Consider the following 19,481-nt stretch of genomic DNA (forward strand, 5'->3'; position numbering starts at 1 on the left):
CGCGCCGCAGCAGCAGCCCAAAGGCCGCGGCCTGATCGAGCGGATGGCCGAGGCGACGCGAAAGCTGCGCGCCGCCCGTCCGGACACCACCACCAGTTTCCGCACCGAGGAGCCGAGCACGACCTACCGGTTGCCGCTGGCGGCCGATGCCCGCACGGTCGGCGTCAACGCCTACCGGCTGGGGCTCACCGCCGACGGGCACGAAGTGCTGGCGGATGTGTCGCTCACCGCGCGTCCGGGCACGCTGACCACGATCGTCGGCCCATCGGGCGCCCGCAATTCGGCGCTGCTCGAGATCCTGGCCGGCACCCGGGCGCCCACCGCCGGGCAGATCACCGTCGACAGCCACGACGTGTACGCCGAACCCGAGGCCATGCGCACCCGCATCGGGATCGTTGGGCGCGAGGAGCGAATGCACCGGCGGCTGACCGTCGAACGCGCCCTGAGCTACACCGCCGAGCTGCGGCTGCCCCCCGACACCCCGCCTGAGCATCGCGAACGGCTGGTCGACCAGGTGCTCGAGGAGCTGGAGCTGACGCCGCACCGCACCACCCGCATCGGCAAGCTGTCGCCGGAGCTGCGCCGCTGCGCGTCGGTGGCGATCGAACTGATCACCCGACCCAGCCTGCTGGTGGTCGACCAGCCCGGCGTCGGACTGGACGCCGACCAGGAAAAGCACGTCATGGCGGTGCTGCGACGGCAGGCCAACCTCGGCTGTGTCGTCGTGGTGGCCACCACGTCGCCAACCCATCTGACCAGCTGCGACCAGGTTCTGCTGCTGACGGCAACCGGGACGGTGGCCTTCGCCGGGGCACCCCTGCAGATCGAGTCCGCGCTGGGCACCGCCGACTGGTCCGAAGCCCTCGCACGGGTAAGCGCCGACCCCGACGCGGCCCACCGTGCGTTCAGCGCACGGCGGGCTCCGTCGGAACCGCCCGAGGTCGCCGCGCCCTGGCCGCCGCAACGATCGCCCACCCGGACCCGGCAAGCCTGGTTGGTGGCGCGTCGCCAAGCGCGGCTGCTCGTCGCCGACCCCTTATACAGCTTGTTCTTGGTGGCGCTGCCGTTCGCGTTGGCGGCGCTGACCCTGCTGCTTGCCGGTGACTCCGGCCTTTCCCGGCCCGGCCCGACGAGCCACAACCCGCACGAAGCCGTCGAAATCCTGGCCGCACTCAACCTCTCCGCCGTGCTGGTGGGCACCGCGCTGACCATTCGCGAACTGGTCGGCGAGCGGCGCGTCTTCCGGCGCGAGCAAGCCGTCGGGCTGTCGACGTCCGCCTATCTGGCGGCCAAGATCCTCTTCGCCGGCACTGCCGCGGCCATCCTGACGGCGGCCCTGTTCGCCGTCGTCGTCGCCGACAAGGGCCGGCCGGTGCGCGGCGCCGTGCTGCTGCAGAACGCGACCGTCGAGCTGTACGTCAGCGTGGCGCTGACGGCCATCGTCTCGGCGATCGTCGGCCTGGCGCTTTCGGCACTGGGCAGGTCGCTGCGCGAGGCTCTGCTGCTGGCGGTGCCGGTGATCCTGGCTTCGGCGCTGTTCGCCGGCGGCCTGATCACGCTGGTCGGCACCTGGGGCTACGACCAGATCTCGTGGTTCGTCCCGGCCCAGTGGGGATTCGCCGCAGCCGCCTCGACCGTCGACCTACACCGGGTCGACAGCCAGGCCGCCGACATCTTGGTGTGGACGCACTATGCGGGCTGGTGGCTGTTCGACGTCATCGTGCTCGCCGTGTTCGGGGCGCTGTGGGCCGGGTTTGCCCGGTACCGGCTGCGGCCGCCCGCACCCGGCATCCGCCCACGGCCACTACATCGCGAACAGCAGGAACTGCGTGATCCCCCTGGGTGAAAAGTTGTTGTCGCTGACAAACACGACCGACTGACGGCCATCGGCCAATTTCGGCCCCAGCGTGATGCCCTCGACGTTGCCCAGCGGTGACAGGCCCGGCGTCGCGGTCATGTCGACGGCCAACGATTTGACCATCGGCGTCAGCGTCACATCCGTCAGCGACGGCATATCCAATACGTTTGTGGCAGCACCGATCTCGGCCCGGTAGACCCGGATGGTCTGCGGCATCGAGTCGGTCCGCTCGATCACCAGAAACGACGTATCCGTCAGCGCGACCAGATCCGAGACACCGTTCTCGTCTGCCGGCGGCGTGGGCGGCTCCATCGGATAGGCGTATTGCGCGGTCGGCATTCCGGTGGCGACGTCGAATTTGGTGAACCGGGTCAACACCCGGTGCCCGTCGCCCGTCTCGGGACCGTCGTTATAACCCGGGTCCTCCATCGCGGCGAACACCGATCCGCCGTCGGGCGTCAGCGTCACACCCTCCAGCGCCCGGTTGCGCCGCGGTCCGGTCTGCTGGGCGGACATCGCCAGGTTGGACGGCAAGGTGAACTGGCCCAGATAGGCGCCGTCGAGTCCCGCTGTCCTGACCCACGGGTCCAGCAGCACCGGACCCTCGGTCAGCCGCTCGCCTTCCGAACTCCAATACAGCCGCTGCCGGGCACGGTCGAACGCGATGCCTTCCGGATCGGGCGGCACCACCGGCGGCGTGGTGTTCAGCGCCTGCGGCCGAAACGGCTGCCCCGACCGGTCCAGCAGCGGGCGGGTCGCGGTGAAGGTAACCCCGTCAATTCCCTTGTCTGACAACGACAATTGCACGGTGTAGAACCGAGCAGGATTTCTTTCCGAACGGTCGTCGCTGATCACGTAATAGAGCCGGCGCTCCGGGTCGTAGCTGAGTGCGGACAAACCGCCGATCACCGTGTCGGCGAAGGTGGTGCCGAACTCGACCTGCGCCTGACCGAGATAGGCCAACACCGGTCGGGACGGGCTCGGCGGAGCCGACGGGCGCGCCGCATCGCAACCGGAGAGCAGCCACGCGATGCAGAACCCGACCAGCGCGAGCAGCCGTCCCGACATCAAATGACTGCCGCCACCAGCAGACCGAGCAGGTAGGTGGCGGCCACAGCGACCCCGCCGAACAACAGCTGCCGGGTCGCGGCCCACCACACTGGCTTGCGGGTATAGCGGGCGGTCAGGCCGCCCGCGATCAGCAGGCCGACCGCACCGCACGCCAGGCCGACCGGCAACGACCCGTATCCGAGCAGGTAAGGGATCAGCGGAACGACCGCTCCGATCGCGAACATGAAGAAGGACGCCAGCGCCGCGAGCCGCGCCGACGGCTTCTCGGTGGGATCCAGGCCGATCTCCTGCACGAGATGGAAACTGACGGCCCGGTTCTCGTCCTTGTGGATCTCGTCGGTCGCCGTGGCCGCCGTTTTCTCGCTCATGCCCATCTCGACGAGCATGTTGACCAGCTCGGCCCGCTCGGCCTTCGGTCGGCAGCGCAGGGCGCGGCGTTCCACGAAGGCCTCGGAGTCGATCTGCTCGTTGGACGTGGTCACCGACGAATACTCGCCCAGTGCCATCGAGAACGCGCCGGCCAGCAGACCGGCGATACCGCTGACCAACGTGGTGTGGGCACTTTCGCCGGCGCCCACACCGGCGATCAGGGCGCTGTTGCTGACCAGGCCGTCCATCGCGCCGAAGGTGGCCGCGCGCAGCCAGCCGCCGCTGACATCGGGATGGGTGTGCCCGACGTCCAACGCCGGGTTCGGGGACGGGGTGTCGGGCTGGGACATGACGACATCTAATCGCATCCGGGCGCGTCCGCACCGCTGATTTCATCGCCACCCGATCGACACCCGCGAGTTATTCCCGCGGCGTGGGCGGCACGTTACCGTCGGGTTATGGCGCCAGACACGACAACCACTGCCGAACACCTGCGCAACGCGTTGGACGGACGTTTCCGCGACGCGAAGAACCACACGCGCGAATGGCTGACCCGGGATCAGTTCCGTCCGCACTACACGCCGAACACCGTCCTGGCCCGCGCCAAGGTGCTCGAGCAGATGAAGCTCATCGCGACCGCGGGCATCCCCGACGAAGGCTTCCGCAAGGAGCACGGCGGCACCGGCGACGTCGGCGCGGCGATCACGATGATCGAGATGCTCGCGATGTCGGATCTGTCGCTGATGGTGAAGGCCGGAGTGCAGTGGGGCCTGTTCGGCGGCGCCGTCGAGAACCTGGGCACCGAGCGCCATCACGAACCGTATGTGAAAAAGGTCATCAACCTCGAGCTTCGCGGGTGCTTCGCGATGACCGAAACCGGGCACGGCAGCGACGTGCAGGCGCTGGAGACGACGGCGACCTACGATGCCGCAACCGAGGAGTTCGTCGTCGACTCCCCCACGCCGTCCTCCCGCAAGGACTACATCGGCGGGGCCGCCGAGACAGCAACGGTCGCAGCGGTTTTCGCGCAGCTGATCACCACCGAGGACGGCGAGCCGGTCAACCACGGCGTGCACTGCGTGCTGGTGCCGATTCGCGACGCCGACGGCAACGACCTGCCCGGGGTGACCACGTCGGACTGTCATTACAAGGGTGGCCTGCCCGGCGTGGACAACGGCCGCATCATGTTCGACAAGGTCCGCGTCCCGCGGGTGAACCTGCTCAACAAGTACGGCGACGTCGCGGCCGACGGCACCTACAGCTCCCCGATCGACAACGCAAACCGGCGGTTCTTCACGATGATCGGCACCCTGATCCGTGGCCGGGTCACGGTCGGCGGCAGCGCCGGTAACGCCGCTCGCGTCGCGTTGGACATCGCGACTCGATATGCGTTGCAGCGCAAGCAATTCAGTGCGCCCGACGACGAGGGCGAAGTCCTGATCATGGACTACCTGGTGCACCAGCGACGGCTGTTTCCGTTGATAGCCAAGTCGTATGCGCTGCAGTTCGCCCAGAACGAGCTGGTGTCCAAGTGCCACGACCTGCAGACGTCGGACTTTCCCGACGCCGAGGAACAACGCGAGCTGGAATCGCGTGCGGCCGGACTGAAGGCGGCCAACACCTGGCATGCGTCGAAGGCCATTCAGGAAGCCCGCGAAGCCTGCGGCGGCGCGGGCTACATGGCCGAGAACCGGCTGATCGCCCTGCGGGCCGACACCGACGTGTTCACCACCTTCGAGGGTGACAACCACGTGCTGACCCAGCTGGTGGCCAAGGAACTGCTGACCGCCTACGCCGACGACATCAAGAGCATGAGCCCCGTCGACTGGGTCCGGTTCGCCGCCAACACCGTCGGCGAACGGGTGATGAAACGCACTGCGGCCGAAGCGATCATGCAGACGATCATCGACGCCCGCCAGGACAGCGAAGAAGAGGGCAGCCTGTTCAACCGCGGCACCCAGGTCAACATGTTCGAAGAGCGCGAGCAATACCTGCTGTCGTCGGTCGCGCGGCGGCTACAGGGCAAGTCCAAGGAGATGTCGGAGTTCGACGCCTTCAACGCGGTGCAGGATCACGTGCTGCACGCGGCGAGCGCACACATCGACCGAATCGTGTTGGAAGCCTTCGTCGCCGGTATCGACGGCTGCGAAAACGAAGCGGCCCGTGAGCTATTGGAGATCGTCTGCGACCTGTATGCGCTGTCGGTGATCGAGGATGACAAGGCCTGGTACATCGAGCACGGCTACCTGTCGACCGGGCGGGCCAAGGCGGTCACCCGCGGCATCAACGATCGGTGCCGGGCCCTTCGCCCGCATGCCAAGACGCTGGTCGACGGCTTTGGTATCCCGGAGCCGTTGCGCTACGCCGAGATGCTGCACCCGGAGAACCTGCCCGACGCCGACTGAACCGTCGGCTCAGCCACCGTCGACCGCGTCGGCGAGGCCGTGGTCGGCGGGCATGTTCAGCGGCCGGCGCGCGTATCTGACCCAGGTCAGCAGTGCGGCAGCGACGTAGCCGGACAAAAAGATCCAGAACGCCGGCGTCATGGTGCCGGTGCTGACATAGGACTGCCGCAGCGCCACGTTGATCCCGACGCCGCCCAACGACCCGACGCCGGCGACGACGCCGATGACGATGCCCGAGAGCACGCGGGACCATTGACGCTGCTCGGTCTCGCTCAGATTCAGGTGCCGGCCGCACGTTTGGAAAATGGTCGGGATCATCTTGTACACCGACCCATTGCCCAGCCCGGCCAAGGTGAACAGGGCGATGAAGCAGGCCACGTAGCCGGCCATCGTCGCGGGGCTGACCGGCCCCGCGTGCGGATCCTCGACGGTGCCGACGGTGATCAGCGTCGCGGCGACCAGGCTCATACTGACGAAAACCGCGCACGTGACGCGGCCGCCACCGAGCCGGTCGGCCAACCGGCCGCCGTAGATGCGCGACAGCGCGGCGAACAGCGGTCCGATGAAGGCCAGTTCGGCGGCATGCAGCGCGGCCTGGGAGGTGGTCTGTCCACCGGCCACGAAACTGGTCTGCAGTACCTGGGCGAACGCGAACGAGAACCCGATGAACGATCCGAAGGTCCCGAGATACAGCAGCGCGAGCAGCCAGGTGTCGCGGGTGGACACCACCGCCGACAGGATCGATCGCAGTCGACCCGGCTCCACCCGGTGCTGGGCGACGTTGTTCATGTAGAACGCGGCGCCCAGACCCGCGGTCAGCTGCAGGGCGAGGTAGAGACCGCACACCCAGTACGGCTGCCGGTCGCCCGCGGCGGCGATGACGATCAGCCCGACGATCTGGATCGTCGGTACGCCGAGGTTGCCGATCCCGCCGGCGATCCCCAGCGCCGCGCCCTTGAGTCGGTGCGGGTAGAAGGAGTTGGCGTTGCTTGCCGAGGCCGCGAAGTTCCCGCCACCCACGCCGGATAGCCCCGCGCACACCAGGTACGGCCACAACGGGAGCCCCGGATGAGCAAGCAGTACCATCGCGCCGATCGTCGGGACCACCAACGCGAACGCAGAGAACATGGCCAGGTTGCGGCCGCCGAAGACCGCCGTTGCCACGGCATATGTCGGCCGCAAGCATGCGCCGACCAACGTGGCGGTGATCCCGAGCAGCAGCTTGTCGCCGGCGGAAAAGCCGTAGACCTCCCGGGGCATGAACAGTGCCATCACCGGCCACAGCGCCCACGTCGCATAGCCCAGGTGCACGATCACGGCGGACCAGAACAGGTTGCGCCGGGCTATCGTCTTGCCACCGGCCTCCCAGGCCTGAAGATCTTCTGCGTCCCAGTGCGAGAGGTGACGTGACCCACCCGCTCGCGTTGCCTTTCGAAGGATGTTGGCCCGCACTGTAATCCCTCCGATACCAATGCCGAATCTCGCGGAATACCGGAACATGATGTGCGGTAAACCTATTGGTGCGGAATCTTGCCCAGCGCTTGCAGCGTGCCGTCCGGACCGATGTGGAACTTAACGGTACCGATTCCCCTGGGACAACAAGGTTCTTCGTTCCCGGTCTGCCATCGATACTGAACCGTGACCGCATCGTTGTCGCCGCCGGGCAGAACGGCGATGTACGGCTTGGGGTTTGGCGTCGGAGTGCCCAACGGCCGGTTGTGGTCGAAGAATACGAGCTGCTGGGGAGTCGACTCGGTGGCGATGGTCGGGATGACCTGCACCCAATACAACCGGCAATTCTTGGTGTGCCCGCGGGCGATCTCGACCCAACTCGAACCGGAAACCTCGACGGGAATCGCGGCGATCGCCCGGCGCACGGTCTCGGCGCTCGGCCCGTCGGACTCCTTGCAGGTATCCGCCGCCCGCGACGCCGGCGACGCGGTTGGTTTTGCGCCGCAAGACGCGGCCAAGAAGACCAGAAAAATCACAAAGTGGCGGCGCACATTGTGAGCTTAGCGAAAACTGTGAATGTCCCATTTGTTTGGTCCGAACCCCCGTTCTGCGGGGAAATTCCTAAGACTTCGCGGGTAATCTGGCCCTCATCGCGGATCAATGCTGACCTGCGGCGACGCGCTTGACGATGGATTTCTGCGACATCTCACATTCGAGTCCGGAGCCGGTGAGATCAAGCCGTAAAACGGCGGAAACATCGGACACCCGATGCCGAAACATCCTTGACGCACGATTTAGCGGATAGACCGGTGCGCGCTGAAGAAGGAGGGACGTAGGCGTGGCTGCAGAGCACGGTCAAGACACCGTGAACAGCATGTGCGCCTACTGCGGCGTCGGCTGCGGCATGGTGTTGCAGATCACAACCGATCCGGAGAGCGGTCGCCGTCACGTTACGAAATCTGTTGGAAACAAAAGCCACCCGGCCAACTTCGGCCGGCTGTGCACCAAAGGCACAACCACCGCGGACATGCTGGCCGCCCCGGGCCGGATGGATTCGGCTTATTGGCGCGCCGAGCGCGGCGAATCCCTGGCGCAGATCGACCTCGACGCGGCGATCACCCAGTCCGCCAAGCAGTTGCGGGCCATCATCGACGAGCACGGCCCGGATGCCTTCGCCCTGTACGTATCCGGGCAGATGTCGTTGGAGGCACAGTATCTCGCGAACAAACTGACCAAAGGGTTCATCGGCACCAACCAGATCGAGTCGAACTCCCGGCTGTGCATGGCCAGCGCGGGGTCCGGTTACAAGCTGTCGCTGGGCGCGGACGGACCGCCCGGCAGCTATCAAGACTTCGAGAAGGCCGATGTCTTCTTCGTCATCGGCGCCAATATGGCTGACTGCCACCCGATTCTGTTCCTGCGGATGATGGACCGCGTCAAGGCCGGCGCCAAACTGATCGTCGTCGACCCGCGCCGCACCGCAACCGCGGACAAGGCCGACCTCTTCCTGCAGATCTCGTCCGGCACCGACCTCGCCCTGCTGAACGGACTGCTGCACCTGATCGTCGAAAACGGTCACACCGACCCCGAATTCATCGCCGAATTCACCGAGGGCTGGGACGAGATGCCGAGTTTCCTCGAGCATTTCACGCCGGAGCGGGTCAGCAAGATCACCGACATCCCCGCTGACGACATCCGTACCGCCGCACGCTGGATCGGCGAAGCCGAGAACTTCGTGACCTGCTGGACCATGGGCCTCAACCAGAGCACCCACGGCACCTGGAACACCAACGCGATCTGCAACCTGCACCTGGCGACCGGCGCGATCTGCAAGCCGGGCAGCGGCCCGTTCTCGCTGACCGGGCAGCCCAACGCGATGGGCGGGCGTGAAATGGGTTACATGGGGCCGGGTCTGCCGGGCCAGCGCGTGGTGACCTCGGCGGCCGACCGTGACTTCGTCGAGGACCAGTGGGGCATCCCCCGCGGCTCGTTGCGCACCGACGTCGGCACCGGAACCATCGACATGTTCTCCCGCATGGCCGACGGAAAAATCAAGGCTTGCTGGATTATCTGCACCAATCCCGTTGCCAGCGTTGCCAATCGAAAGACAGTGCTGGCCGGCCTGGAAAAAGCCGAGCTGGTGATCGCCCAGGACGCCTTCTTGGAGACCGAGACCAACGGCTACGCCGACGTGTTGCTGCCCGCCGCCTTGTGGACCGAATCCGAAGGCGTGATGATCAACTCCGAGCGCAACATGACACTGTTCCAGCCCGCCGTGCCACCGCCCGGACAGGCGCTTCCGGACTGGCAGATCATCGCCCGGATCGCTTGCGAGATGGGCTATTCGGATTCCTTCAGCTACGAGTCCGCCGAGGCCGTGTTCGAGGAGATCAAGCGGTTCTGGAATCCGAAGACGGGCTACGACTTACGCGGCGCGAGCTACGACCGGCTGCGGCAGACCCCGCTGCAATGGCCGTGCCCGCCCGACAGCACCGACGACCGCAACCCGATTCGCTACCGCAATGACGGTGTCAGCCAGACTCAGTTGGTCCGCGAGGACGGCACCGTGCCGAGGTTGGCGTTCGCCACCGCGAACGGGCGGGCGATGTTCTTCGCGCGGCCGCACTTGTCGCCCGAGGAGATGCCGGACGACGACTACCCGTTCCTGCTCAACACCGGACGTCTGCCGCACCAGTGGCACACGATGACCAAGACCGGCAAGGTCGCCAAGCTCAACAAACTCAACTCGGGACCGTTCGTCGAAATCCACCCTGACGACGCCGCACGGCTCGACATCGCCGATGGCGATCAGGCCGAAATCGCCTCGCGCCGTGGCCGAGCCGTACTGCCCGTCGTAGTCACCGACCGGGTGCGCCCGGGCAATTGCTTTGCGCCGTTCCACTGGAACGACGCGTTCGGCGAATACCTGTCGATCAACGCCGTCACCAACGACGCCGTGGATCCGGTGTCATTCCAGCCCGAGTTCAAGGCGTGTGCGGTCACGGTCACCAAGATCGCCTCCGCCACATCGGAATTCGTTATCGAGCCCGAGCCCTCGGTGGCCACCGGCACAGCAGACCCCGCAGCTACGGAGGTTACGGAAATCAGCGTGTCGCAAGTTGACGCTCTCGCCGAAATCCTTGGTGTCGCAAACGAACCGGCTCCCCAGCTTGGCCCGCTGGGCCGCACCTACCTGGCCGGGGTGCTGGCCGGGCTGCGCACGGAAGCCGGCCGCCACAACGTCGGGGTGCCCACCCTGCCACTCAACGCCCCACTCGACACCAACACCCGGCTGTGGGTGGACGGTCTGCTCGCGGGCATGTTCGCCCGGACCGAGGCGCCGGTCTCGATGCCGGCCCTGACGCCGGCGTCCGCCGCCGCCGAGGCACCGGCCGAACCGCCCAAGGCCCCCGCGGCCGAAACCCCGCCGAAGCAGGCTCCGATTGTGGTGTTGTGGGCCTCGCAGACCGGCAATGCCGAAGAGCTCGCCGCCGCTTGCGCGGCCCAGCTCGCCGAGGCCGCACTGTCGGTCGCGCTGCACAGCATGGACGACTTCCCGGTGGCCGACCTGGCCGCGACGCAAGAACTGTTGGTGATCGCCAGCACTACCGGTGACGGCGACGCACCGGACAACGGCGCCGCGCTGTGGCGGGCCTTGACCGGTGACAGCGCACCGCGGCTCACCGACACCCGCTACGCCGTCCTGGCCCTGGGAGACTCCAACTACGACGACTTCTGCGGGTACGGGCGCAAACTCGACGAGCGACTGGCGGAGCTGGGCGCCACCCGCATCGTCAACCGCATCGACTGCGAGCCCGACTACGAGGACGCCGCCGCGGGGTGGATGAGCGGAGTCATCGAGGCGTTACGGCGCACACCCACCCGCGTCGGTGCGCCGGCGCCGGCCCCCGCCACGACCGCGCCCCGTTCGGCACCCCGCCCCCAGGCGCCCGCGTACAACAAGAAGCGCCCGCTGGTCACCGACATGATCAGCAACATCACCCTCAGCGGTCCGAAATCCGCAAAAGACGTGCGGCAGATCGTCTTCGACCTTTCCGACGAGACCGCCAGTTATGAAGCGGGCGACGCGCTCGGGGTGTGGCCGCGCAACAGCGACCAGTTGGTCGACGAGTGGCTGTCCGTCACCGGGCTGAACGGGCAGACCCCGGTCGAGGTCGGTGAGCACGGTCTGATGTCGTTGCGCTCCGCGCTCACCGAGCGGATCGAGATCGCCCACATCAGCCGCGACCTGGTGCGGTTCGTGCAAGAGCGCACCGGCGATCAGAAACTCGCGGAGCTACTGAGGCCGGAAAACAAGACGGCCCTGAGCAATTGGTCCTGGGGGCGCCAAGCCGTCGACCTGCTGGCGCAGCTGCCGGTCTACGCGTCGGCCCACGAGTGGCTGCGGGTTCTCAAACGCCTGCAACCGCGGCTGTACTCGATCTCGTCGAGCCCCAAGGAATGCCCGGGGGAAGCTCACCTGACGGTCTCGCCGGTGCGCTACAACTACCAGGGCGTCCCACGCCGCGGGGTGTGCTCGACCTACCTCGCCGACCGCTCCCCCGGCGATCGGGTCGCCGTCTACCTGCAGCCGTCGAGCAATTTCCGGCCGCCGAGCGAGTCGGACACGCCGATGATCATGATCGGCCCCGGGACCGGTATCGCGCCGTTCCGCGGCTTCCTGCAGGAGCGCCGGGCGCTCGGCCACACCGGCCCCAACTGGCTGTTCTTCGGCGAGCAGCACGCCGAGACCGACTACTACTACCGCGACGAGATCGAGAAGATGCACGCCGACGGGCTCCTCACCGAGCTGGACCTGGCGTTCTCCCGGGACCAGCAGGAGAAGGTCTACGTCCAGCACCTGATGCGCAAGCGTGGCGCCCAGCTGTGGAGCTGGCTGCAGGACGGCGCGCAGCTGTATGTGTGCGGCAGCGCCGACCCGATGGCCAAGGACGTCGACTACGCGCTGTGCGAGATCGCGGCCGAGCACGGCAACCTCGACCCGGATGCGGCCAAGGACTACGTGCAATCGCTGAGCGCGAACAAGCGCTACCACCGCGACGTCTACTAGGAAGCCGTAATACGGCTGAAACGCCGGACACCCGTGGCTGAAACATCGCTGTCGCACCATGTGCTCAACAACTGGCGCGTAGTCGACGAAGGGGTGTCCGCATGGCAACTGACGATCACCCGGGTGACCAGGAATTGCCGGCGGGCCAGGTTGCCTGGGCGGGATTGCCCATCAACCTCGATTTTGCGTTCTCCCCCGTCCAGCGCGACAAGGTCTACATGCAGCACCTAGCGCGCGAGCGCTGGCGCGCGCTAGGTGCCCAGGCTCGCGACTTCGATGTCGTCGCCGGCTACGATCCGCTGGACGCCGAGGCGGGCTAGGCGCATCGGCCTCACCCAGCGGCCGCGTCGGGTGTGCAACCTCGGCTTCGGGTGTGCGGTGCGGGCGAGGACACGCCGGGCGAGCCGGCCGTGGATACACAGCCGAATCCCTGGGCGCACACCGAATGACGCCCTCGACACACCTCGGTGATCTAGCGCGTTGGCGGCGCGGGTTGACCGTAGACGGCGACCACGACGGTGCGGTCCAGGCTGTTGTCCGACCACACGCCGATGTTGTTGTTGGCGCAATCGCGGATGATGGCCATGTCGTCGGGGTTGTAGTACCACTGGTTGACCAGTTCCAGGCTGCTGATCGCGATGGCCGGATTGACCGCCACCGTCTCGGCGGCTTTGCCGCGGAATCCGGCGGCGTTGGCCCGGTCCTGCGGCGTGGACCCGTCGGATCCGATGCCGCCGTTGATGTTTCGGTTGTTGATCATGTCATCCGCATGCCATTGGGCGGCCAGCGTCAGCGCATTGTTTCGGATCACGTCATTGGTGCAGCCCGCCTGATGCTGCAACGTGTAGACCGCGGAGACGACGGCGCTGTTGAGCCGCTTGTTGTCGGCGCGCGCCAACGGGGGCGCCCAGATGCCCATCGTCGACAGCAGCGCGACGACAGGAAGCAGGCGCATCCACCCGCTCATGTGAATCACACCGGGTCGAACCGCGAGACAAGCCAACGGCCATTGACCTTGTCCAGCGTCACCTTGATGACGGGCTGGGTATCGGTGGGAGCACCATCGCCGATGGTCACCGTTTGATTGACGAACAGTAGCGCCACCGCATGGTTGTCGGTTGCCGAAACCGATGATGCTGCGCTCACTTTGGCCACCGACGAGATGCGCTTTTCTTTCGCCCCCGGAATCACCACCTGGCGGATCAGGTCTCCGTAGGCGTCCTTGAACTCGCCGGTCAGCCGCTCCCGTGCCGCGCCCAGATCCTTGTCGGCCGAATCCGCGTGGTACGACAGCAATGCCGCGGCGTCTTCGCTTGCCGCCCGGACGGATTCGGTGCGTGCGGTCGCCAGCTCGTCGGTGGACCCGGCCACCCACCGGAAATAACCCGCCCCCACCGCCAGTAGCAGTGCGAGCGCCGGCGACACGCCGTAAGCGAGCAGCCGCGACCACGGGATCCGCCGGGGTTCGGGTGGGGAGTCCAGAGCGGCGGATTCCTTTGTGTCCTCGACGATCTCCTCGTCGCGGGTCTGGGGCGCGAGTTCTTCCTTGAGCGTGGTCATGGCACGAACACCACGTTCGACACCTTGGCATCGTCGCCGATCGAGCGGACCTCGATGCGCATCCGCCATTCCCGCGGCGCTTCTTCACCACCGGCGGTTCGCGACTTCACCGCGACTGCCACCAGGACCTGCGCCGAGTCGCCGCGCTGGGATTCCAGACCGGCATCGGTCACGGTGCCTTCCGATTTCGACTGTGCCGCCTTGACGACCTCGATGAACGGCTTGGCCCGCTGCTCGAAATCGTCACGGAAGGCCCCGGTGGCCAGATCGAGGATTCGCTGCACGTCCGAATCGACCTGGGTGTAGTCGATCGTGGTGAGGTTGACCGCACCCTGGCGAGCGACCTGGACGAATTGCTCACGCTGGGCTTGGGCTTGGTGCTTTTGGTAGGCGGTGTATCCCAGCCAGCCGGTCAACCCGGTCAGCAGCGCCAGGATCGCGGCGCCGGTGGCCAGCGCTGCTCCGGTGCGGGACAGCCGCCGAGCGGTGACCCGCCGCCGCCAGCGGGCGAACCGGCTTGCGCTCTCGCCGGCTTCGTCATCAACGGCATCGACGTCGGTAGCCGTTGGCTCAGTGAGCTTTTCAGGTTCCGGGGTTTCCGGCGCGTCGGCCATGTTTCTCCTTCATTCCTACCCTGGTGGCACCAGAAGTGACTGCCAGTTATTGGCACGCGGATGCGCCAAGTCCGACTCGGTGTAGCGCTTTCCGTCGGGACCTATGTAGTCACCGGTGGCCGGGTCATAGGTGGTCACGGAAAGCGGCGGGGTCGACGGCGCGGTGCCCCGCGGCGGTGGCAGCCGCGGGTCCTGGCCCGGCGGATACATCGGCACGCCTTGACCCGTTGTGGTGGCGTTCGGGTCGCCCTTCCAGTTGTAGCCCTCGTTGAGCGGCACGTATTCTTCGTCGCTCTCGCACAGCTCGATGGTGGGCGCGCGTTTCCATGGCTTAGCCTCACACGGAATGTTGCGCACGCCACGGACATTGAGCTCCGAGTCCTGCGGCAGCCGGCAGAACAGGTCCGCCGCCGGGCGATCCGGAGCGTCGACGCTGGCCGGTGACCGCCGCTGTTGCGGGGGCAGATACCCCGTAGTGCACGGCGGCGGCAGGTTGAGGTTGAGGTTGAAGTCCAACTGCGCCCCCCGATACTCCTGCTTGGTATTCGAGCTCGGCACGATGATCGCCGCCATGGCCGCAATGCCCTGCGGGAGCAACACCAGCAGTTGTTCGATGTCGTGGCGGTAGACGACGGCGATGTCGCCGAGGCTGACCAGGTTGGCGAACAACACCGGCAACGCCGGCGACACCCGGTCGAGCAATGCCCGTCCCTCTTCGATCCCGGAAGTGCCTTGCGTCAGCAGATCTCGCACCGCCGCGTCCTGCGCCTTGAACTGTGCCATCAGTGCCGACGTCCGCCTGGCCCACCCGGCGATCGCATCCGACGTCTGCACCTGTGAGTTCAGCACCGCCGGGGATTGGTCGATCAACGCCGCGAGCGGGTCGATGGTCTGGCCGCCCGCGGTGGCCAATGCGGTTGATCCGTCGACTATTCGGGCCAGCTCGGGGCCCAGGCCGCCGACCGCGCGGCTGGCCTCGTCGATCACCGTGTGCAGGTTGTCCCGTGGAATCGCTTGCAGCGCGCGGTTGGTCATGTCGAGCAGGCGCCCGATGTCGACGGGCACATCGACGTGGCCGGCCGGTATGACGTCACCGGCCCGCAATGGCCGGGACTGCTCGCCATCCTGTCCCTGCTGCGGGGTCAATTCGATGTACTGTTCCCCGATCGCCGAGCGGCTGTGCACCGAAGCCTGAACATTCGCAGGCACGTTGACGCCGGATCGCATCGCGAGCACCGCGCGCACTCCGGTAGCGGTGACGTCGACCGACTTGACCTGGCCCACGTCGGTGCCGCGGTAGGTGACGACCGAGGTCTGGTAGAGACCACCCGACTGCGGCAGGTCGACGGTGACGTTGTACTCCCCGATCCCGAACAACGTCGCAGGCAGTTTCATGAAGTTGAACGCCATTGCGCCACAAGACACCACGGTCACCAGCGTCAAAACGGCCAACTGGATCCATGTCCTGCGGTTGAGGCGCAGCATTTAGTACCCCCCGAAATGGTAGGGGTAGGTCAGCGGATTGCCGCCGGTGACGGGGCTGGGCTGCATGCCGATGGTGCGCCCCCACTGCAGTTCGAGTTGGGTGAGGTTGCCTTCCCATCGTGAGCCGGTGAAGATTCCTTGGTCGATGCGGCTTAAGGTCAAGTCGACGATCAGGGTCAGGTTCGCGTAGTCGCCGCGGAACCAGTTCCGCACCGTCGATGCCGGCCAGGGGTAGGTTGCCAAGCCGTCCAGGCCTCTGGTGAGCGACGGCCCCGCATCGGCAAGCGATCGCAGTACCGGCGCGATGTTGCGCAGATTGTTGACCATAGATTCCCGGCTCTGGTGAATCGTGTCGGCCGCGATCGCGCTGAACTTGCCCACTTGGTCGATCGTTTCGGCGATCTTGGTGCGCTCCGCCGACAATACGGCCAGCGCTTCGGGCACTGTCATCAGCGCCTTGTCGACGACCGGGTCTTTGGCGGCGACCTGCCCCGCCAGGGCGTTGACATTCTCGGCGGCGCTGATGATGTCGTCGGTCTGGTCGTTGGTTTTGGCGATGAACTCATCCAGCTGGGTCAGCAGGCTGCGCATGTCGTTTTCGCGTCCTGCGAACGCCTTGGCTACCGCCTGGTTGATCTCTTGCAACTGCCCAATTCCCCCGCCGTTGAGCAGGATTGACACCGAGGCCAACGTCTGCTCGGTGCTCGGGTACAGGCTCGCGCGGCTCAACGGGATGATCGAGCCGTTTTTCAGTTGGCCGACGGGCGGCTCATCCTTGGGCGGCGCGAGCTCGATGTGCATCGAGCCGAGCAGACTGGTCTGGCCCAGCTTGGCGGTCGAATTGGCCGGCAGGTGGACATCGCCGTTGATCCGCATGGTGACCAGCGCATGCCAGTCCTGCAGTTCGATGTTGGTGACGTTGCCGACGTTGACGTCGTCGACCCGAACGCGGGTGTTCTGCTGGATGGTCACGACGTCGGGCATCTGGGCCTGGATCGTGTAGGCGCCGGGCCCGCCGCCCGAGGTACCGGGCAGCGTGAACGAATTCAGGCCACGCCATCCGCATCCCGACAGCGCGGCGACGCACACCAGACCGAGCACCGCGGCGACCGCGCGTCTCATGCGGGTGGGCCCGTCGGCAGCATCAGATTCCGCAGCACGTCGGTCGAGCTCATGCCGGCGCTCGGCGGTGGCGGCGCCTCGGCCGGCGGTGCCGCGTCCGCCGGTGGCGGCGCGTCGGCTGCCGGCGGGGGTGCGTCCGGGGGCGGGTAGCCGGGCCGAAGCCAGTTCTCGCTGTAGGTGATCTCGCTGGGACGGGCCTGCGTCCCGACGAAGGGGTTGATCCCCGCGGGAATGTAGTTGTAGATGCGGTTCTTGATGATCGGATTGATGTACTGCAGGCACAGCTTCGAAACCCGTGCCAGGCGGGCGCGGGACGCGGCCTCGATTGAGCTGCAGATGAACTGCGGGATGTCGGCGAAGTTGTTCAACGCCAAGATGCCGGTCATCGCGCTCTGAGCGGGCTGGTAGATGTTCAGGAAGTTCTGGAACACCGTCGGGGCGATGTGCAGGATTTGCTTGATGTCGCCGCGGCTGTCGTTCAGCGCGGTCGTGATCGAACCGAGGCGATCGAACGTGACACCCATTGCCTCCCGGTTCTCGGCGAGGAAATCGCGGACATCCGCCAATGCCCCGTCGAGAGCCGTTAGCGCATTACCGATTTCGTGGGGGCTGTTGGTCAGCACCGTCGTCACGCTGGCCAGGTTCTGGTTGAACGCGGCAAGCAGGTCGCTGCTGGAGTACAAGGCGGACACCAGCAGCTGCAAATTCCGTACCGTGCTGAAGATGTCGTCGGCGTGATCGCCGAGCGCCGAAATCGCTTGGGACAGCTTGATCACGGTGTCGCGCGCCGTGTCACCCTGGCCGCGCAGGTTATCCGCGGCCGAGTTGACGAACTCGCCGACGGAATTCGCTCCCCCCGGGCTGGTCGGCTGCAAGGCCTCGGTCAGCTTTTCCAGCTGCTTGCGGAAGTCGTCCCATTCGACCGGAACCGCGGTGCGGTTCAGCGGAATCGACGAGCCGGGGGCCAGTTTGGGCCCGCCCGAATATGCCGGGACGAGTTGAATGGCCCGCGCCGTCACCAGCGACGGCGACAGGATCGCGGCACGCGCGTCGGCCGGTATCGGGTACTGCTTGTCGACCGAGAACGTCACCTTCGAGCTGGTGGGCTGCGGCTCGATCTTGTCCACCACGCCGACTGCGACGCCGAGGATGCGAATCTCGTCGCCGACGAACAGGCCGTTGGCCTCCGTGAAATACGCCGAGTACGTGTTCCTTTCGACGTCTTTCCACAGATTCCTGGCGACCAGAAACGATCCCACGGCCAGCGTCAGCACCAGGCTGGTCGCGGTGATCTTGCGAAGGGTGTCTCGGCTCATGTTCATGGTCCGTCGAAATCGTGGGGTGAGGGCGGCGGGATGGTCCGCACCGGCGGTGTCGAGGGCGGCGGTGAGGGCGGCTGGGACCAGAGCGGTACCGGCGCGTTCTCCGGCGGCACGGGTGGCGTTCCCGTTGGCGGGTCCACCGCCTCCGCGGGCAGCTTTTGGTCGGGATCGAGGAACCTGTCGTACATGTCCGCGTCCAGGACCGGCCCGCCGATCTGGCCGGGGATCAGGTTGGCCACATAGGCCTTGAAAAACGGGCCGGAGCCCAGGCATTCGCCGAACGACATCGCATAACGCTTGAACTTGGGCAGAGTCTTCTGGATGTCTTCCTTGCGGTTGTCCAGGATTTCGAGCACCCCGTTGAGCTTGTCCAGGGCCGGCTTGAGTTGGGTCCTGTTGTCGTCGACCAGCGCGGAAATCTGATGCGACACCGCGGTGAGGTTGTTCATCAGGGCATCCAGCGAATCGCGTTCGTCGAGCAGCGCTGCCAGCAGCGCATTGGAATTCGCCACCAGCCCGGCGATCTGCTGGCTGCGCTTGCCGAGCACCGTCGACACCTTGTTGGCATTGCCGAGCAGGTTGCGCAGCTGCGCGTCGCGATCGTTGAGGGTGTCGGAGAACCGGGCCACACCTTCCAGTGCCGGACGCAGGTTCGGCGGGGTCTCCTTGAAGGTATCGGCCAACGTCGTTAAGGCCGAGGACAATTGGACGGTGTCGAGGCCGCTGATCGTGGTGGTCAGGTCGCCCAGCGCGTCGGGAAGGTCATAGGGCGAGTGGGTGCGTGACAGCGGAATGGGGCCCGACAGTCGGCCTTCCCCGCGCGGCGTGAGCTCAAGCATCTTCGAGCCCAGAATCGTTTCCGTCTTGATCGCTGCCTCGGTGCGGTCGCCCAGCTCGATGCCCTGGCGGACGGTGAAACCGACCCGAACCTTGGTGCCCTCCAACCGAATGTCGGAAACACGGCCGACCCCCATCCCGGAAACCCGGACTGTATTACCGGGTTTGATGCCGCCCGCCTCGGAAAAATATGCGGCGTAGTCATCCGTGTTCTTGACGAAGGGCAGTTTGTTGTACTGAAAGGCGACGACGGTGATGCAGGCCAAGATGGCGGTGCCCATCAGTCCCAACGCGAACGGGCTTCGACGGCCTGGT

Annotated in this window: 15 protein-coding genes; 4 read left to right on the forward strand and 11 right to left on the reverse strand. The window is 66.3% G+C overall.

All coding sequences use genetic code 11. The features are described 5' to 3' along the window. The coding region (locus BN973_RS19305; RefSeq protein WP_232232113.1) for an ATP-binding cassette domain-containing protein at positions 1-1,846 on the forward strand (1,846 nt) is incomplete at its 5' end. On the opposite strand, the gene BN973_RS19310 is transcribed toward BN973_RS19305, so the two are convergent. Both BN973_RS19310 and BN973_RS19315 read right to left on the reverse strand, forming a co-directional pair. Next, positions 1,805-2,926, reverse strand: a complete 1,122-nt coding sequence (locus tag BN973_RS19310) for an esterase-like activity of phytase family protein (RefSeq protein WP_036470196.1) — start codon at positions 2,924-2,926, stop codon at positions 1,805-1,807. The genes BN973_RS19305 and BN973_RS19310 overlap by 42 nt on opposite strands. Further along, on the reverse strand, positions 2,926-3,648 hold the full coding sequence (locus tag BN973_RS19315) for a VIT1/CCC1 transporter family protein (protein WP_036470197.1): 723 nt from the start codon (positions 3,646-3,648) through the stop codon (positions 2,926-2,928). The genes BN973_RS19310 and BN973_RS19315 overlap by 1 nt, the downstream gene beginning before the upstream one ends. A gap of 108 nt (positions 3,649-3,756) precedes the next feature. On the opposite strand from BN973_RS19315, the gene BN973_RS19320 reads away from it, so the two are divergent. Next, on the forward strand, positions 3,757-5,703 hold the full coding sequence (locus BN973_RS19320) for an acyl-CoA dehydrogenase family protein (RefSeq protein ID WP_036470198.1): 1,947 nt from the start codon (positions 3,757-3,759) through the stop codon (positions 5,701-5,703). Between the two features lie 9 nt (positions 5,704-5,712). Here the strand turns inward: BN973_RS19320 and BN973_RS19325 are convergent, their stop codons facing one another. Both BN973_RS19325 and BN973_RS19330 read right to left on the reverse strand, forming a co-directional pair. Further along, the gene (locus BN973_RS19325) at positions 5,713-7,155 is read right to left on the reverse strand and encodes a nitrate/nitrite transporter (RefSeq protein WP_232232114.1); all 1,443 of its coding nucleotides are present in this window, start codon (positions 7,153-7,155) and stop codon (positions 5,713-5,715) included. Positions 7,156-7,217: 62 nt separating this feature from the next. After that, entirely contained in the window at positions 7,218-7,691 is a 474-nt protein-coding gene (locus tag BN973_RS19330; protein ID WP_036470199.1) for an LppP/LprE family lipoprotein, read from the reverse strand. Between the two features lie 338 nt (positions 7,692-8,029). Between BN973_RS19330 and BN973_RS19335 the strand changes: the two genes are divergently transcribed. Together BN973_RS19335 and BN973_RS19340 are read left to right on the forward strand one after the other, a co-directional pair. Then, positions 8,030-12,226, forward strand: a complete 4,197-nt coding sequence (locus BN973_RS19335; RefSeq protein WP_036472731.1) for a bifunctional nitrate reductase/sulfite reductase flavoprotein subunit alpha — start codon at positions 8,030-8,032, stop codon at positions 12,224-12,226. A gap of 101 nt (positions 12,227-12,327) precedes the next feature. Then, a complete protein-coding gene (locus tag BN973_RS19340; protein WP_036470201.1) occupies positions 12,328-12,546 on the forward strand; it encodes a hypothetical protein in 219 nt (72 codons plus the stop codon). 152 nt (positions 12,547-12,698) lie between these two features. Here the strand turns inward: BN973_RS19340 and BN973_RS19345 are convergent, their stop codons facing one another. Genes BN973_RS19345 through BN973_RS19375 form a run of 7 tightly spaced genes read right to left on the reverse strand, consistent with a single transcriptional unit; the run spans position 12,699 to position 19,447 of the window. Beyond that, on the reverse strand, positions 12,699-13,181 hold the full coding sequence (locus BN973_RS19345) for a CAP domain-containing protein (RefSeq protein ID WP_051641618.1): 483 nt from the start codon (positions 13,179-13,181) through the stop codon (positions 12,699-12,701). 17 nt (positions 13,182-13,198) lie between these two features. Next, complete coding sequence (locus BN973_RS19350; RefSeq protein ID WP_051641361.1) at positions 13,199-13,786, reverse strand: hypothetical protein; 588 nt, start codon at positions 13,784-13,786, stop codon at positions 13,199-13,201. Further along, positions 13,783-14,400, reverse strand: coding sequence for a hypothetical protein (locus BN973_RS19355; RefSeq protein ID WP_036470203.1), 618 nt, complete (start codon positions 14,398-14,400; stop codon positions 13,783-13,785). The genes BN973_RS19350 and BN973_RS19355 overlap by 4 nt, the downstream gene beginning before the upstream one ends. Positions 14,401-14,415: 15 nt before the next feature. Further along, on the reverse strand, positions 14,416-15,885 hold the full coding sequence (locus BN973_RS19360; RefSeq protein ID WP_036470204.1) for an MCE family protein: 1,470 nt from the start codon (positions 15,883-15,885) through the stop codon (positions 14,416-14,418). Continuing rightward, entirely contained in the window at positions 15,886-17,007 is a 1,122-nt protein-coding gene (locus BN973_RS19365) for an MCE family protein (protein ID WP_036470206.1), read from the reverse strand. Beyond that, complete coding sequence (locus tag BN973_RS19370; protein ID WP_036470208.1) at positions 17,004-18,329, reverse strand: virulence factor Mce family protein; 1,326 nt, start codon at positions 18,327-18,329, stop codon at positions 17,004-17,006. The genes BN973_RS19365 and BN973_RS19370 overlap by 4 nt, the downstream gene beginning before the upstream one ends. Further along, positions 18,326-19,447, reverse strand: coding sequence for an MCE family protein (locus BN973_RS19375; RefSeq protein WP_036470210.1), 1,122 nt, complete (start codon positions 19,445-19,447; stop codon positions 18,326-18,328). The genes BN973_RS19370 and BN973_RS19375 overlap by 4 nt, the downstream gene beginning before the upstream one ends. Positions 19,448-19,481: the final 34 nt, after the last annotated feature.

It is taken from the genome of Mycobacterium triplex (genome assembly GCF_000689255.1).
GTDB classification, from domain to species: domain Bacteria; phylum Actinomycetota; class Actinomycetes; order Mycobacteriales; family Mycobacteriaceae; genus Mycobacterium; species Mycobacterium triplex.